Below are 14,348 nucleotides of genomic sequence, written 5' to 3' on the forward strand. Positions count from 1 at the left end.
CAAAATCGAGGAGCCTTGCGTGAACGACCTGAACCACTCCCTTTGGCTGCAAACCTGTGCCGAGCATGTCGACAGCCAGCCTTTGTCCGAGGACCTGACTGTTGATCTGGCGGTGATTGGCGGCGGCTATACGGGTTGCTCGACCGCGCTGACCGCCGCTCAGGCCGGAGCGGCGGTCTGTTTGCTGGAAGCGCAGGAAATCGGGCATGGTGGGTCTGGTCGAAATGTGGGGTTTGCCAATGCCGGACTGTGGTTGCCTCCGGCGGATATCCGCAAATATCTCGGCGACAAGGACGGGGATCGCCTGACGGCCCTTTTGGCCGCCGCGCCCGGTGATGTGTTCGATCTGATCGAGGCGCATGACATTCAATGCGATCCGGTGCGCAATGGAACCCTGCACTGTGCGCATTCCGCCAAGGGATTGCAGGACCTTGAAAACCGCCACGCACAGCTAAAAGCGTCCGGTGCCCCGGTCACGCTGCTCTCGGCCCAGCAAGCCGCGCAGCGCACGGGCAGCGGCACCTTCCACGGCGCTTTGTTCGATCCGCGCGCAGGCACGATCCAGCCGCTTGGCTATGTCCGGGGCCTGGCCCGCGCCGCTGGGCAGTTGGGGGCCCGGATCGCCACCAATACTCCGGTGCAGTCGCTGACATACCACGACGGCGTCTGGACGTTGAAAACCGATCAGGCAACAGTACGTGCGAAATACATCGTACAAGCCACGAACGCGTATCATCAGGGGTTGCAGGGAACAGCCCCCGCTTATGTGCCGGTCTATTATTTCCAGTTCGCGACCGCGCCCTTGTCCGACAACCTGCGCGCAACGATCCTGCCGGGGGGCGAGGGCGGCTGGGATACGGGCCTGATCATGACCTCGTTCCGATTGGATGCGCAGGGCAGGATGATCCTGGGTGCCATGGGCGATCTGGAGCATCTGGGCCGTGCGGCTCATATCGGGTGGATCAGGCGAAAACTGGCCTCGTTGTTCCCACAGCTCTCGGATCAGCCGCTGGCGCAGGGGTGGCATGGACGGATTGCCATGACCGCAGACCACCTGCCAAAGATCACGCAGATCGGTCCCAATGCCCTGTCGGCGCATGGATTTTCCGGGCGCGGGATCGGGCCGGGCACCGTGTTCGGCCGCCAGATGGCGCACAGCCTGCTGCAAGACGACCCGGCGCTGTTGCCGGTTCCGGCTGTGCCGGACTATCGCGAAAGCTGGACCGGCCTTCGCCGGGCCTATTTCGAAACTGGCGCGGCCCTGACCCATTTCGTCAAAGCGCGGTTCTGATCCTGCGCGTTTAGCCTTGCAGCGTTGCGGCGATGCCCTCGATCCGGTTGCGTAACCAGCGGTGGGCGGGGTCATTGGTCGACCGTTGGTGCCAGACCATGTAGATCGAGACCGGCGCGCAGTCGAAGGGCAGGGGCGCGCAGTCCAGCGCCGCCAGAGGTCCGCGTTTCATCAGGGCCGTATCGGTCGAAATCAAATCACTGCCTTTAACAAAACTCGGGATCGCGTTGAAATGCGGCAGGGTCACGGTGGGCGGTCTGATCTGGCTCTGATCCACGCCGCGCATCACGGCGCGGGAACTTCGGCCATCGGTGAAACGCACCTCGACATGTTCGGTTTCGCAATAGGTTTGCCAGCTGTCGGGTGGGGTGCGCCGCGTGGCGTCGTAAAAGATCATTAGTGGGCTGACCAACAGGCGTTTCTGGAAAATGTCCGGCCCGTCAGGCGGCAGAGGGGTCAGCATCAATTGACAGCGATCACTGCGCAGAAGGTCAGGGTCCGGGACGCCCGAGGGGATAAAGCCCAGCCGCAGCCTGACCCCCTCGGACCGCAGGGCGCGCAGCAGGGGCGGAAAGATCAGCTCGCGTGGCATGTCGTTGGTGGCGATCTGGAGGCTGATCTTTTCGGCCAGCGGATCAAAGGGGCGATCATCGGTCAGGGCACGCATCCCGTCCAGCACGCGCTGCACCGGCTCTTTCAGCGAAAGGGCGCGTTCGGTTGGGGTCAGCCCATGGCCTGACCGCACGAAAAGCGGATCACCCAGCACCTGTCGCAGCTTGGCAAGGGTGTGGCTGATCGCCGATTGCGTCACACCCAGCCGGTCCGCGGCCTTTGAGACCGAGCTTTCCTCAAGAATGGTCAGAAAGACCCGCAGGACTTTGCCGTCCAGATCGGTGAAATCAATATTGCTCATACCGTGTATGACTATTCATGAATGGATTTGCAGTCCATGGCGGAATAGATGCATCCTCAGCAAGCAGGAGGCACGCGATGGGGATCCGCTTTTTCTCGGACAAGAACCGCCCGGTTCATATGGGGCAGTACCCGTCAGAGCGGTTGGCACGGCAAAGCCGGATGCCCGATTTGTCTGCGGTTTCTCCGATGCCATCGCTCAGCTTTCGCCGCCCTGACCGACCCGAGAGTATCGTAAACGCGATGGGAGAGTTTCAGGCGATGATGGACACGATCCGCGATGGATTCGTGAATCCTGTGCGCTCGGACATTCCGGCCGATCTGACCGAGCGCGCCAATCACCTCAAGGCGTTTGGCTATTTCAATGATGCTTCGATGATCGGCTGTGGCCCGCTGCCGTCCGAGGCGCTGTTGCCAGAGCCCCGGCGCAACCCAGATATCGACCGTCTGGCCTATGCGCTGAAGACACGGCAGACCAAGACGCTGGCCTCGGGCATTGACCTGATCATGGCCGATTTGAAGGAAAGCATGGAGGCCACGCCGCGCGCCATGGACAGCCACCGCCACGCTATTGTTTTACTCTATGAACACAACCGGGACCCCGACCCGGATGAGCCGGGCGCGGACTGGATCATCGACGCGCAGGACCACCGTGCCTGTCTGTTGGCGACCGAGAACGCGGTGGTGATCGCCAATTATCTCCGCATTCTGGGATATGATGCGCGGGCGCATACGGTGATGTCGTCCGAAGTTGATCTGGGCAAGCTCGCCGTCGCGGCGGGGCTGTGTTCCGTCGAGGAGGGTGAGGTTGTCGCCCCATGGCTGGGCAAACGGTTCGGGCTGGCCGCTGTGACGACCGAGATGCAGATCGCCCATGATCAACCCCTGCTGCCTATGGCACAACAGCCGTGGTTTCGCACCCAAGGCCCCGCGTGGTGGCTGGGGGCGGGGTTTGCCAAGAACGCCCTGAATCGCGACGCCTATGCCAAAAGGCGCTATGTGGACGGGGCGCATCCGTTCGAAAACCTCAAGCGGGTTGAGACGCCTACCACCTATATCGACGAGGATAACGTCGCCCGCGTGCCCAAACGCGCCGACATGTTCGCGCGGGCGCAGTTCGGGGATATGGGCAAGCCCCTGCAGGACGCGGCCAAGGGCGGCTACTATGTGCGCAAGGCGGCACCCAGTACGGCCCAACGCCGCGCGCTGGGCGCGTTTGTTCTGTTGCAGGATGGGGAAAGCGCCGACACCGCGCCGCCCACCGATGCGGCACGCAATGCCGCGAATATTAAGGCGGCGACCTATTTTCTGGGGGTCGACGCGGTGGGCCTCAGCCGATGCCCCGAATGGGCGTGGTATTCGCATGATGCGACCGGCGAAGAGATCACGCCGCCCCACGATCAGGCCATCAGCATGATCATCGATCAGGGGTATGAAACGATGGAGGGCGCCAGCGGCGATGACTGGATCAGCGTGGCGCAATCCATGCGCGCTTACCTGCGGTTCTCGCTGCTGGGCGGGGTGATTGCGCAGCAAATCCGCAATCTGGGCTACAAGGCCCGCGCGCATACGGTGATGGATGGTGAGGTCCTGCAACCGCCCCTTTTGCTGCTGTCGGGGCTGGGTGAGGTTAGCCGGATCGGAGAGGTCATCCTGAACCCTTATCTCGGCCCCCGCCTGAAATCCGGCGCGGTGACGACCGATATGCCGATGGCCCATGACAAGCCGATTGATTTCGGTCTGCAGACGTTCTGCGAAAGCTGCAACAAATGCGCCCGCGAGTGCCCTTCGGGTGCGATCACGGCCGGGCCGAAACTGATGTTCAACGGCTATGAAATCTGGAAATCTGACAGTCAGAAATGCGCCACCTACCGTGTGACCACCCCGGGTGGGGCGATGTGTGGGCGGTGCATGAAGACCTGTCCTTGGAACCTTGAGGGCATCTTCAAGGAACGCCCCTTCCGCTGGGTCGCGATGAATATCCCCAAAGCCGCGCCTGCGCTGGCGCGGCTGGACGACGCTGTGGGAAATGGCGGGCTGAACGACGTCAAGAAGTGGTGGTGGGACCTGGAGCTGCAATCCGACGGCGCCTATCGCCCGACCGACCATCCGCTGAACCGGCGCGATCTGCAAACCGATCTGGACCTGAAGTATGAGGACCAGACGCTGGCCGTTTACCCTGCCTATCTGGCCCCGCATCCATGGCCTTATCCCTTCGCCATGGACCGAGAGGCCGGGATCGCGGCGTATCAGGCCATGGTCTCAGCCGACGAATACAAGGCCCGCAAGGCGGCGGGCGATTTGTCGGTGATCCACCGCTATACCATCGCGGGCGACGCGCCGGTGATGCGGGTGGAACTGACCAAGGTCGACAAGATGACCGCCGATGTGACCAAGTATGAATTCGCGACGCTGGACGGCTCCCCCTTGCCCGAATGGACCGCAGGCGCGCATCTGGACGTGCTGGTCGCGCCGGAATTTCTGCGGCAATACTCCATGTCCGGCAACCCTGCGGACCGTGCAGCTTATCAGATCGGCGTCCTGCGCGAGGATGAGGGGCGCGGCGGTTCGGCCCTGTTGCACCGGATTTTCAACGAGGGGCGCAAGGTCTTTATCTCGAAGCCGATCAACCATTTCGAATTGGACGAAACGGCCACAAAGACCTTCCTTATGGGCGGCGGCATCGGCGTCACACCGATGATTGCCTTTGCGCACCGTTTGCATGCCTTGGGCAAACCGTTCGAGCTTCACTATTCCGCCAGTACCCGCGCCGGGGCCGGGTATCTGGATGATCTGGCGGCCATGCCCTGGGCGGATCGCGTGCACTATCATTTCTCGGACGAAGGTACGCGGGCCGATCTGGATGCGGTCCTGTCGGGCTACCGCGAGGGCTGGCACGTCTATACCTGCGGGCCAGACCGGTTCATGGATGGCGTGATGCAGGCGGCGAGCCGTCAGGGTTTCCCTGAGGAGGCGCGGCATCTGGAATACTTCTCGGTCCCCGAACAGCCCGAATATGAAAATCACGCCTTTACCTTGAGGTTGGCGAAGTCGGGTCGAGATTTGACCGTTCCGGCGGACAAGGACGCCGCGCAGGTGCTGAATGAGGCGGGCATTCACGTGGATGTGAAATGCGCCGACGGCATCTGCGGCGTGTGCAAATGCGGTGTCATCTCGGGCGACATCGAGCACCGCGATTTCGTTTTGTCCAACAAACAACGCGAGAGCGCTATCATTCTGTGTCAAAGCCGCGCCGCGCGGCCGGATGGTGTGGTTGAGATCGACCTTTGATCCGGGGTCGGAAAACGACATTCTGAATCGCGAAAATTGGTCGCTCGGGCCATGGACGCCGGGGCGCGGCTGCACTAACGTCTCCGGCGAACCCAGTGAATCCTGATCAACAGGTGCGAGGTATTTTCATGGATTATCACAGCCCCGCCAGTTTCGCCGAGGCGTCGGCTCTGGCTGCAAATGCAACGGGCGTTACCCGCTTTCTGGCGGGTGGAACGGATGTTCTGGTGCAGCTGCGCTCGGACCTGGTCACGCCCGATACGCTGATCGACATCAAAAAGATCGACGGTGTCAGCGACATCACTCGAAACGGTGATGGCAGCTGGACGCTGGGCGTCGCTGCCACCGGCGCTGAAATGAGCGAACACCCCGATCTGGGCCGCGACTGGCCCGGCGTGGTCGAAGCGATGGACCTGATCGGATCGACCCAGGTGCAGGGCCGAGCGACGCTGACCGGCAACCTGTGCAATGGCTCTCCGGCGGCGGATTCGGTGCCTGCGATGGTTGCGGCGGGCGTAACCGTCACGGTCACAGGCCCCGATGGCACCCGCGAGGTGGCCGTTGAAGACATCCCAACCGGCCCCGGCAGAACCTCGCTGGCCAAGGGTGAGGTGATCTCGGCCGTGAACATCCCCGCGCGCGGGGACAACGCGGGCGACGCATATCTGCGATTCATTCCGCGCACGGAAATGGACATCGCCGTGGTCGGCGTCGGCGTCAGCCTGCGTCTGGACGGTGACACCGTGACCGAGGCGCGCGTCTCGCTGGGCGCGGTCGCGCCCACTGTCCTGCTGGTCGACGACTGCGCCAAGGCCATCATCGGCAGCACGCTGGACGACGCGGCGCTGGATGCGCTGGCCGCTGCGGCTTCAGCCGCCTGCAACCCAATTGACGACAAACGCGGCACGATCGCATTCCGCACCGAGGTCGCTGGCGTTCTGGCCAAGCGCGCCGCGAAGATCGCCTATGCCCGCGCCAAGGGAGAAAAAGCATGAGCAAGCTCCACGTATCCACCACAGTAAACGGGGACGCGGTTGATTACCTCTGCGACCCGCGCGAAACCCTGCTGGACTGTCTGCGCGACAAGCTGCACCTGACCGGCGCGAAAGAGGGCTGCGGCACCGGCGATTGCGGCGCGTGCTCGGTCACCGTCGATGGGCGTCTGGTTTGTTCCTGCCTGATGCTGGGCATTGAGGCGGACGGCAAGACCATCGAAACCGTCGAGGGTATCGCCGATGGCGATGTTCTGCACCCGTTGCAGCAGAAATTCATCGAACATGCCGCCCTGCAATGCGGCATCTGCACCCCGGGTATTCTGGTGGCGGCCAAGTCGCTGCTGGAGAAGAACCCCACCCCGACCGAGGAAGAAACCCGGTATTGGCTGGCGGGCAACCTGTGCCGCTGCACGGGCTATGACAAGATCATTCGCGCCGTCATGGAAACGGCCGAAGAACTGCGGGAGGCGTCATAATGGCTCTGGACGATCGTAAATCAGACTTCACCTTTGTTGGCACCCGTCCGAACCGCCCCGACGGTCTGGACAAGGTCACGGGCCGCGCCAAGTTCGGCGCCGATATGTCGGCACCCGGTATGCTGCACGGCGCAATCCTGCGCTCGCCCCATGCCCATGCGCGGATCGTCAAGATCGACGCATCAAAAGCCGAGGCACACAAGGACGTCAAAGCCGTCGTGACCCGTGCGGATTTCGCCGAGGTGCCGTTCAAGCCCGGTCTGGAAGGCGAATTCTGGAACGTGCTGGAAAACGTCATGGCGGGTGAAAAAGCCCTGTATGACGGGCATGCCGTGGCTGCGGTTGCGGCGACATCGGCGCTGGCTGCGCGCGATGCGCTGAAACTGATCGAAGTGGAATACGAGGTGCTGCCCCACGTCACCGATGTGGACAAGGCGATGGCCCCGGATGCGCCTATCATTCGCGAAGGCGCGGCGGATTATTCTGTGCCTGAGGGGATGCACCCGAACGTTGTGCGCTATCACGAAAGCGGTCACGGCGATGTCGAGGCAGGCTTTGCCGAGGCGGATCTGGTCCTTGAGGACAGCTTTGTCACCGAAGCCACCCATCAGGGCTATATCGAGCCCCACGCCTGTCTGGGCATGTTGGGCAATGACGGCAAGGGTGAGCTGTGGTGCACCACCCAAGGCCACTGGATCGCGCAGAAAACCTGTGCCGCGCTGCTGGGGATCGAGACCTCGCAACTGCGCGTGACGGCATCCGAGATTGGTGGCGGATTCGGTGGCAAGACCACGGTGTTCATTGAACCGGTTGCACTGGCACTGAGCCGTAAGGCCAACCGTCCGGTCAAGGTCGTGATGACCCGGTCCGAGGTGTTCCGGGCGACCGGCCCGACCGCCTCGGCGTCGATGGACATCAAGATTGGCATGAAAAAAGATGGCACGATCACAGCCGCACGGGGTGAGTTCCGCCTGCAGGGCGGTGCGTTCCCCGGTGCGCCGTGTGACATGACCTCGATGTGTGCTTTTGCGGCGTATAACCTGAAACACGTCAAGCAGATCGGCTATGATGTAATGGCCAACCGCCCGAAACAGGCCGCATACCGTGCGCCGGGCGCGCCGATGGGGGCCTTTGCGGTTGAATCGGTGATTGATGAGCTTTGCAAGCAGTTGGGCCTAGATCCGCTGGATGTACGCCTGAAAAATGCGGCACATGAAGGCACCAAAGCCAGCTATGGCCCGACCTTCGAACGTATCGGCCTTGTCGAAACCCTTGAGGCCGCCAAGGCACACCCGCACTATTCGGCACCGTTGAAACCGGGGCAGGGGCGCGGCATTTCCTGCGGCTTCTGGTTCAACCATGGCGGTGAGACCAGTGTGTCATTGGCCCTGTCCGAGGACGGCTCGGCACAGTTGATGGTCGGCACCCCCGACATCGGCGGCTCGCGCGCGTCGATGGCGCTGATGGCGGCTGAGGTTCTGGGCATTCCCTATGAGAACATCCGCGTGACCATCGCCGATACTGCGACACTGGGCTACAACGATGTCAGCCATGGCAGCCGCGTGACCTATGCAAGCGGTCTGGCGACCATCAAGGCGGCCAAACACGCGGTCGAAAAGCTGTGCGAACGTGCCGCGAACAAGTGGGGTATCCCGGTGGATGCGGTGAAATGGGAAAACGGCTGTGCAGTGCCTTCGGGCCCCAATGCGGGCGATTTCGACCCTGTGCCGCTGGCGGATATCACAGCCGATATGGGACGCACCGGCGGTCCGATCTCGGGCCATTTCGAGGCGACGCCCGAAGGCGCGGGCGTGTCCTTTGGCACCCATATCGTCGACGCCGAGGTCGACCCCGAAACCGGCAAGACCAGCATCACCCGCTACACGGTCATTCAGGACGCAGGTAAGGCAATCCACCCGACCTATGTCGAAGGTCAGTATCAGGGCGGTGCCGCGCAAGGCATCGGCTGGGCGCTGAACGAGGAATACATCTATGGTGAGGATGGTCGGTTGCAGAACTCGATCTTCCTGGACTACCGGATTCCCGTTGCCAGCGATCTGCCAATGATCGACACGGTGATTGTCGAAGTGCCCAACCCCGGCCACCCGTTTGGTGTGCGCGGCGTCGGCGAGACCGGCATTGTGCCCCCACTGGCGGCCATCGCCAACGCGGTGTCCAATGCAGCAGGCGTGCGCATGAAGCAACTGCCGATGTCCCCGCCGCGCATTCTGGCGGCGCTCAAGGACAATGGTTGAGGTCCACCTCTGGTCCGGTCTCCGGTCTCTGACCGGGGGCCAGCAGGTGGTCGAGGTTGAGGCCAAGACCACCGGCGAACTTCTGCGTGAACTGGTGCGTGTGCATCCCCAACTGCAGGCGCCGATTGATGCAGGTGTTTCAATCGCCATCGATGGCAGGGTCATTGCCACCGGCCTGACCGAGCCCATCCCCGAAGGCAGCGAAATCTACCTGATGCAGCGTCTCAGGGGCGGTTAAGAGGGCGACCAGGGCGCGCGCCCGACCATGCGGTCGGCCTCGGCCGTGATGTCGTTCATATGTTTCTCAAGGCTAACGCGCAGGTCTTCGATCTGCTCGTCCGAGGCTTTGCGGGGCACGGTTTCCGTCCATTCCCGGCAGATGAACACGCCCTTGTTGCGCCAGGGGCGGGGCATCAGCAAGCGATCCCATGTGCCCGCCTCGCGGCCATGTTGCGCGGAATAGGTGATCCCGAACACCCGCTTGCCCGACGTGCGTGCCCAGACCAGAGGAACCGTGGACAGCACCCGCTCGGGGCCACGCGGGCCATCGGCAGCGATGCCGATGGAAATCCCCTGTTTCATTTTGCTGATCACTTCGCGCGACACGGCAATGTTGTTCGAGTGTTTGCTGGTCATGGCAATCGTGTCCATGCCAAACAGCTTTTGCACCCGGCCCACCATGCTGCCGGCCCGCGCAGACGAGGTGATCGAGCAGATGCGCCCTTTGTCCAGCGGAAAGAAATAAGGCGATTGCGCCAGTCTTTGATGCCACAGCACGACGATGACCGGCTCGCCCTGTTCGGCCAGTTGATCCAGCTCTTCGTAACCGATGCGCTGCCAGTCAGTATTGCGGTTGACCAGCCGGATATAGCCCGCAATGCGCCGCGCCGCCCAGTTCAGGACGGCTTCGCTGTCGGCGATCTTTTTTCGGATACTCACAGGTTGATGTCCTTGTTACGGGCAAAATGTGTCTTATAGAACTCAACGCCCTGCGCAACTTGTTTGTCATCGTGATAAGTAGGGCGAAATCGGAAAAAGCCTCTTGAGTCCGCCGCGCGGCTGGCATATCTGATGCGCACCTTAGGGGTATAGCTCAGTTGGTAGAGCGACGGTCTCCAAAACCGTAGGTCGCGGGTTCGAACCCTGCTGCCCCTGCCATTTCACCCGATCCTGAAGTTGTTCGTCACGATGCCCGCGCGTGAACTGTGTTGTCAGACACATTCTCTGACACCCAGCCGGATCAGATGCGCGCCCGAGATATAGTGCAGTTTTTCAGGTCCGGCGTATCTGGCCGTGGTCATGAACCAGCGCCGCACCGGGCGCGGGTAATATGTAGCAAGCGACGTGCTTTTGCGCTCAAACTCTTCGGCGGTCATTGCGGCCCGGTTCACCCGGTAAGGGCCGTGGAAGCCGAAAATCGTATCGGACGAGATACAGACGTTCTCAGCCCCAAGCAGCATGGTGCAGCTGGAGTAACAATACTCTCCAACAATCCGGATGCGCGCATTTGTTCGGTTGGCGATCTCAATCTGCACCTTGCGGTCCAGAATGCGCCCACCGGGATCATTGCCAACCTGTATCTCTTTTGACGCCAGCGGTGCGCTCATCGAAACGAGCGCCGCTAACGCTGCGATAAAGCCTCTCATCTGCCTGCCTGCTCAAAGCTGGTTATTATGTTTTTTTGAATATGTAGCAGACAGTCGAAACCACAGGAAGACAGTGGCAAACATCTGGCGAATCAGGCTGGCACAGATGGCACACCCCATCTGCGTGCCCACATCTCTGGGCCATTTACGATCTTGCGCCGAATGCCGGTTTGGTTTGCTGCGCGACGAAATGCCAATCTCGGTTTCCTATGGCGGTGGAATGGCATAATGTCCGGCGGAACACGGACACGGGTAAGGGGACACATGTCGCGTTTTGACGGATACTTCCTGCGGCAATTGCTGATTCTGTTCGGCTTTTTCACCCTTGTCCTTGTGGGCGTGTTCTGGATCACCCGATCCGTCAGCCTGTTTGATCGCGTCATCAGTGGTGGGCAATCGGCGCTTGTATTTCTTGAATTCACCGCTTTGACCCTGCCCACGCTTATCCGGACGGTGATGCCGATGGCCGTGTTTGCGGCCGCGGTCTACGCCACCAACCGGCTGAGCCGTGAAAGCGAGATGACCGTGATGCTGGCCACCGGGTCCAGCCCATGGCGTCTGGCACGGGCGGTTGTGATGTTCGGGCTGGTGGCAGGTCTGATGATGGCCGCGATCAGCATCTTTCTGCGCCCTGCGTCGGTTGAACAGCTTGAGCAGCGTCAGGCCGAAGTGGCCGGGGATGTCACCGCGCAGCTGCTGAACGAGGGCGAGTTCCTGCACCCAAGCTTTGGTGTCACTGTCTATATCGGTCAAATCGATCTGGATGGCACCTTGTCCGAGGTGTTTGTCTCGGACCGTCGTGACCCGTTGAACCCTGTCAGCTATTCCTCAAAAACGGCGTATCTGGTGAATAACGGCACCGGCATTCACCTTGTGATGCTGGATGGCATCGCGCTGCGCCTGAATCAACAGGGCCGAACCCTGTCATCGACCCTGTTTGAAGACGCGTCATACGACATCTCGGAGGTGGCGAATACGAATGCCATGGCACAGCGCAGTATTGAGGCCATCCCAACAATTGAGCTGTTGCGGGACCGTCAGGCCATCAGCGCGGCCGAAGACTTCACCGAAGGTGAGCTGATTGACGAGCTGCATCAGCGGTTCTCGTGGATCGCGATCTGTGTCGCAGTGGCGCTTGCGGGCTACGCCACGCTGATGCTGGGCAGCTTTTCGCGGTTTGGCTTGTGGCCCCAGATCCTTGGGGCCTTCACCATTCTTGTCGTCCTTGAGGGAGTCAGGGGCTTTGTGTCGCCGGTCGTGATCGATGATCCGAACCTTTGGATGCTGCTATACCTCCCGGCGATTATCGGGATCGGCATCTCGGGCCTGTTTCTGCTGGTTGCAGGCCGCCCGTTGATGCGCAAACGGCACAAACCTGCAGCCACCCTCTCAGAGGCTTAGTCTACGCGCAGGCTGCCATCAGTCGATAGACGATCTGTGCGGCGGTGAAATCCCATGCGGCGTTGCCGTCGGGGGCGAGCTCGACAACGTCGAAGCCCACGCATCTGCGGTTTTGCAGGGCGTGTTCGACCAGGCGCAGTGCCTGATAAAAGCCCAGCCCGCCGGGAACAGGGGTGCCGGTGGCAGGCATCAGGGACGGGTCCAGACCATCGACGTCAAAGCTGACATAGACCAGTTCGGGGAAGTCCTCGGGCAGGTCGACGGCGTGGATGTTGCCTGTGACAAGCTCTTCGGCGTCCACGTGGAAGACGTGGTTTTTCAGGCGGCTTTGCGCCTCTTCGGTGGAAAAGGCGCGGACACCGAACTGGGCCAGTTTGATGCCTTCCTCGGCCAGCAGGTGCATGACCGAGGCGTGCGAGTGTTTTTCACCCTGATAAGCGTTGCGCAGGTCCGCATGGGCGTCGATCTGAACGATACCGACGGGCTGGTTCAGCGCCCGCGCCACGCCCATCACCGCGCCGTAGCTGAGGGAATGTTCGCCGCCTAAGGTCACGGGCACCTTGCCTGCGCGCACGGCGGCCTCGGTGCGTTGCGCGAGGCGCTCCATCACATCCGGCAAAGGGCCGCCGCAATCCAGCGGCTCCTCGGTGAAGATACCCTCGACACATGGCTCCGCATGGCCGGTGATGCGTTCCAGTTCGTTGCTGGCTTCGATGATGGCTGCGGGACCGTTGGCGGTGCCTGACCCGTAAGACACAGTACGCTCCAGCGGCACCGGGATCACACGGAACCGGGCGTCTTCGGTGCGCTCGGATTCGGTCAGTTCACTGTCGAGGAAAATGCTCATGAGAGGCGGTCCTTAAAGTCGTCATAGCCGAACTGTTTGATGATCTTCAGCTCGTCCGTTTCGCTATTCCACAGGGCGATGGTCGGCAGGGGCACGCCATTGAACGTGTTGGTCTTGACCATCGAGTAATGGGCTTGGTCAAGGAAGGCAAAACGCTGGCCGATTTCCAACGGCCTGTCCCATGTGTAGTCACCGACCACGTCGCCCGCGAGGCAAGAGGGGCCGCCGAGGCGATAGGTATGGCCAGCCTCGGCCTCATCCATCAGGGCGGGGCGGTACGGGGCCTCGATCACGTCGGGCATGTGGCAGGTGGCCGAGATGTCGGTGATGGCGAGGTTCATCCCATTGGTGGGCAGGTCGAGGATTTCACCGACCAGAATGCCCGCGTCCAGCGCGACGGCCTCGCCGGGTTCGAGATAGACGTCGATCGCATAGGTTTCCCGGATGGCCTTGATGAAGGCCACCAGCCCGTCGCGGTCATAATCATCGCGGGTGATGTGGTGGCCGCCCCCGAAGTTCAGCCATTTGAGCTGGCCAAGGAACGGTTTGAGCTTGGGTTCGATAGCGTCCCAAGTGCGTTGCAACGGCTCGAACCCCTGTTCGCAGAGCGTGTGCATGTGCAAGCCGTGGACGCCGGTCAGTGTCTCGGCGGTCAGGTGGCTGACGGGTGTCCCGAGACGCGAACAGGGCGCGCAAGGGTCGTATTTGGGGATCTCGCCCTCGGAGTGTTCCGGGTTGATGCGCAGGCCGACCTGAACGTTTGCGGCTTGGGCTTTGGCAAGGAACCGGTCCTTTTGCGCGGGCGAATTGAAGATGATGTGGTCCGACAGCGACAGGATTTCTTCTATATCTGCGTCTTTGTAACCAGCGCAGAAGGTAGCGACTTCACCGCCATATTCCTCGCGGCCGAGGCGGGCCTCGTAGATGCCACTGGCGCAGGTGCCGCCGAGGTGCTGCCGCACCAGCGGGGCGAGCGAGAACATGGAGAAGGCCTTGAGCGCGCTCAGGACATGCGCGCCAGATTGTGTGCCGATATCAGAGAGGATGCGCAGGTTTCGCTCGATCGCCTTTTCGTCGACCACGAAGCAGGGGGTGGGGACGCGGCTGAGGTCGAAATTGCGAAAGGCACCGGCGTCGCCGGCTTGGGTGATCATCATGTCGGACATGTCAGGCGTCTCCGATTGCGAAGAGGCCGGGGGGCCAGCCCCCCGGACCCCCCGGGATATTTTTGGCC

13 protein-coding genes and 1 tRNA gene are annotated in these 14,348 nt (G+C 61.7%); 9 read left to right on the forward strand and 5 right to left on the reverse strand.

The features are described 5' to 3' along the window. Window positions 1–19 precede the first annotated feature (19 nt). Window positions 20–1,291, forward strand: coding sequence for an NAD(P)/FAD-dependent oxidoreductase (locus ACRZ94_RS17850; protein ID WP_480655796.1), 1,272 nt, complete (start codon window positions 20–22; stop codon window positions 1,289–1,291). 10 nt (window positions 1,292–1,301) lie between these two features. Here the strand turns inward: ACRZ94_RS17850 and ACRZ94_RS17855 are convergent, their stop codons facing one another. Further along, the gene (locus ACRZ94_RS17855) at window positions 1,302–2,204 is read right to left on the reverse strand and encodes a LysR family transcriptional regulator (RefSeq protein WP_480655798.1); all 903 of its coding nucleotides are present in this window, start codon (window positions 2,202–2,204) and stop codon (window positions 1,302–1,304) included. A 77-nt stretch (window positions 2,205–2,281) separates the two neighbouring features. Here ACRZ94_RS17855 and ACRZ94_RS17860 point away from each other — a divergent pair, with 77 nt between their 5' ends. The 5 genes from ACRZ94_RS17860 to ACRZ94_RS17880 all read left to right on the forward strand — a co-directional run bounded on the left by ACRZ94_RS17860 (window position 2,282) and on the right by ACRZ94_RS17880 (window position 9,458). Further along, window positions 2,282–5,494: a reductive dehalogenase gene (locus tag ACRZ94_RS17860; protein ID WP_480655800.1), complete on the forward strand. Its 3,213-nt coding sequence runs from the start codon at window positions 2,282–2,284 to the stop codon at window positions 5,492–5,494. Between the two features lie 128 nt (window positions 5,495–5,622). Further along, the gene (locus ACRZ94_RS17865; protein WP_480655802.1) at window positions 5,623–6,489 is read left to right on the forward strand and encodes an FAD binding domain-containing protein; all 867 of its coding nucleotides are present in this window, start codon (window positions 5,623–5,625) and stop codon (window positions 6,487–6,489) included. Then, on the forward strand, window positions 6,486–6,965 hold the full coding sequence (locus ACRZ94_RS17870; RefSeq protein ID WP_480797969.1) for a (2Fe-2S)-binding protein: 480 nt from the start codon (window positions 6,486–6,488) through the stop codon (window positions 6,963–6,965). The genes ACRZ94_RS17865 and ACRZ94_RS17870 overlap by 4 nt, the downstream gene beginning before the upstream one ends. After that, window positions 6,965–9,220, forward strand: a complete 2,256-nt coding sequence (locus ACRZ94_RS17875) for a xanthine dehydrogenase family protein molybdopterin-binding subunit (protein ID WP_480655806.1) — start codon at window positions 6,965–6,967, stop codon at window positions 9,218–9,220. The genes ACRZ94_RS17870 and ACRZ94_RS17875 overlap by 1 nt, the downstream gene beginning before the upstream one ends. Beyond that, window positions 9,213–9,458 carry a MoaD/ThiS family protein gene (locus tag ACRZ94_RS17880; protein WP_480797970.1) on the forward strand — a complete coding sequence of 82 codons (246 nt, stop codon included), beginning with the start codon at window positions 9,213–9,215 and terminating at the stop codon, window positions 9,456–9,458. The genes ACRZ94_RS17875 and ACRZ94_RS17880 overlap by 8 nt, the downstream gene beginning before the upstream one ends. On the opposite strand, the gene ACRZ94_RS17885 is transcribed toward ACRZ94_RS17880, so the two are convergent. Further along, on the reverse strand, window positions 9,455–10,159 hold the full coding sequence (locus ACRZ94_RS17885) for a lysophospholipid acyltransferase family protein (protein ID WP_480797971.1): 705 nt from the start codon (window positions 10,157–10,159) through the stop codon (window positions 9,455–9,457). The genes ACRZ94_RS17880 and ACRZ94_RS17885 overlap by 4 nt on opposite strands. 143 nt (window positions 10,160–10,302) lie before the next feature. On the opposite strand from ACRZ94_RS17885, the gene ACRZ94_RS17890 reads away from it, so the two are divergent. Next, window positions 10,303–10,378: transfer RNA gene (locus ACRZ94_RS17890), tRNA-Trp, on the forward strand. Window positions 10,379–10,431: 53 nt separating this feature from the next. On the opposite strand, the gene ACRZ94_RS17895 is transcribed toward ACRZ94_RS17890, so the two are convergent. Next, entirely contained in the window at window positions 10,432–10,827 is a 396-nt protein-coding gene (locus ACRZ94_RS17895; RefSeq protein WP_480797972.1) for a hypothetical protein, read from the reverse strand. A 145-nt stretch (window positions 10,828–10,972) separates the two neighbouring features. Between ACRZ94_RS17895 and ACRZ94_RS17900 the strand changes: the two genes are divergently transcribed. Continuing rightward, window positions 10,973–11,095 (forward strand): hypothetical protein, encoded by a 123-nt coding sequence (locus ACRZ94_RS17900; RefSeq protein ID WP_480797973.1) that lies wholly within the window; start codon window positions 10,973–10,975, stop codon window positions 11,093–11,095. A gap of 35 nt (window positions 11,096–11,130) precedes the next feature. Beyond that, entirely contained in the window at window positions 11,131–12,267 is a 1,137-nt protein-coding gene (lptF, locus tag ACRZ94_RS17905) for an LPS export ABC transporter permease LptF (protein ID WP_480655816.1), read from the forward strand. Window position 12,268: 1 nt separating this feature from the next. Here lptF and speB read toward each other — a convergent pair whose 3' ends face one another. Then, window positions 12,269–13,114 carry an agmatinase gene (speB, locus tag ACRZ94_RS17910; protein WP_480655818.1) on the reverse strand — a complete coding sequence of 282 codons (846 nt, stop codon included), beginning with the start codon at window positions 13,112–13,114 and terminating at the stop codon, window positions 12,269–12,271. Beyond that, window positions 13,111–14,280 (reverse strand): carboxynorspermidine decarboxylase, encoded by a 1,170-nt coding sequence (gene nspC / locus ACRZ94_RS17915; RefSeq protein ID WP_480797974.1) that lies wholly within the window; start codon window positions 14,278–14,280, stop codon window positions 13,111–13,113. Before nspC ends, speB begins: the two co-directional genes overlap by 4 nt. Window positions 14,281–14,348: the final 68 nt, after the last annotated feature.

It is taken from the genome of Ruegeria sp. CH10, assembly GCF_056537125.1.

What these genes read in the sequence shown, in the direction of transcription:
- ACRZ94_RS17870 (WP_480797969.1), top strand. Translation starts at nt 6,486, where the DNA reads ATGAGCAAGCTCCACGTATCCACCACAGTAAACGGGGACGCGGTTGAT.
- ACRZ94_RS17875 (WP_480655806.1), top strand. Translation starts at nt 6,965, where the DNA reads ATGGCTCTGGACGATCGTAAATCAGACTTCACCTTTGTTGGCACCCGT.
- ACRZ94_RS17880 (WP_480797970.1), top strand. Translation starts at nt 9,213, where the DNA reads ATGGTTGAGGTCCACCTCTGGTCCGGTCTCCGGTCTCTGACCGGGGGC.
- ACRZ94_RS17865 (WP_480655802.1), top strand. Translation starts at nt 5,623, where the DNA reads ATGGATTATCACAGCCCCGCCAGTTTCGCCGAGGCGTCGGCTCTGGCT.
- lptF (WP_480655816.1), top strand. Translation starts at nt 11,131, where the DNA reads ATGTCGCGTTTTGACGGATACTTCCTGCGGCAATTGCTGATTCTGTTC.
- ACRZ94_RS17900 (WP_480797973.1), top strand. Translation starts at nt 10,973, where the DNA reads ATGGCACACCCCATCTGCGTGCCCACATCTCTGGGCCATTTACGATCT.
- speB (WP_480655818.1), bottom strand. Translation starts at nt 13,114, where the DNA reads ATGAGCATTTTCCTCGACAGTGAACTGACCGAATCCGAGCGCACCGAA.
- ACRZ94_RS17855 (WP_480655798.1), bottom strand. Translation starts at nt 2,204, where the DNA reads ATGAGCAATATTGATTTCACCGATCTGGACGGCAAAGTCCTGCGGGTC.
- ACRZ94_RS17860 (WP_480655800.1), top strand. Translation starts at nt 2,282, where the DNA reads ATGGGGATCCGCTTTTTCTCGGACAAGAACCGCCCGGTTCATATGGGG.
- ACRZ94_RS17895 (WP_480797972.1), bottom strand. Translation starts at nt 10,827, where the DNA reads ATGAGCGCACCGCTGGCGTCAAAAGAGATACAGGTTGGCAATGATCCC.
- nspC (WP_480797974.1), bottom strand. Translation starts at nt 14,280, where the DNA reads ATGTCCGACATGATGATCACCCAAGCCGGCGACGCCGGTGCCTTTCGC.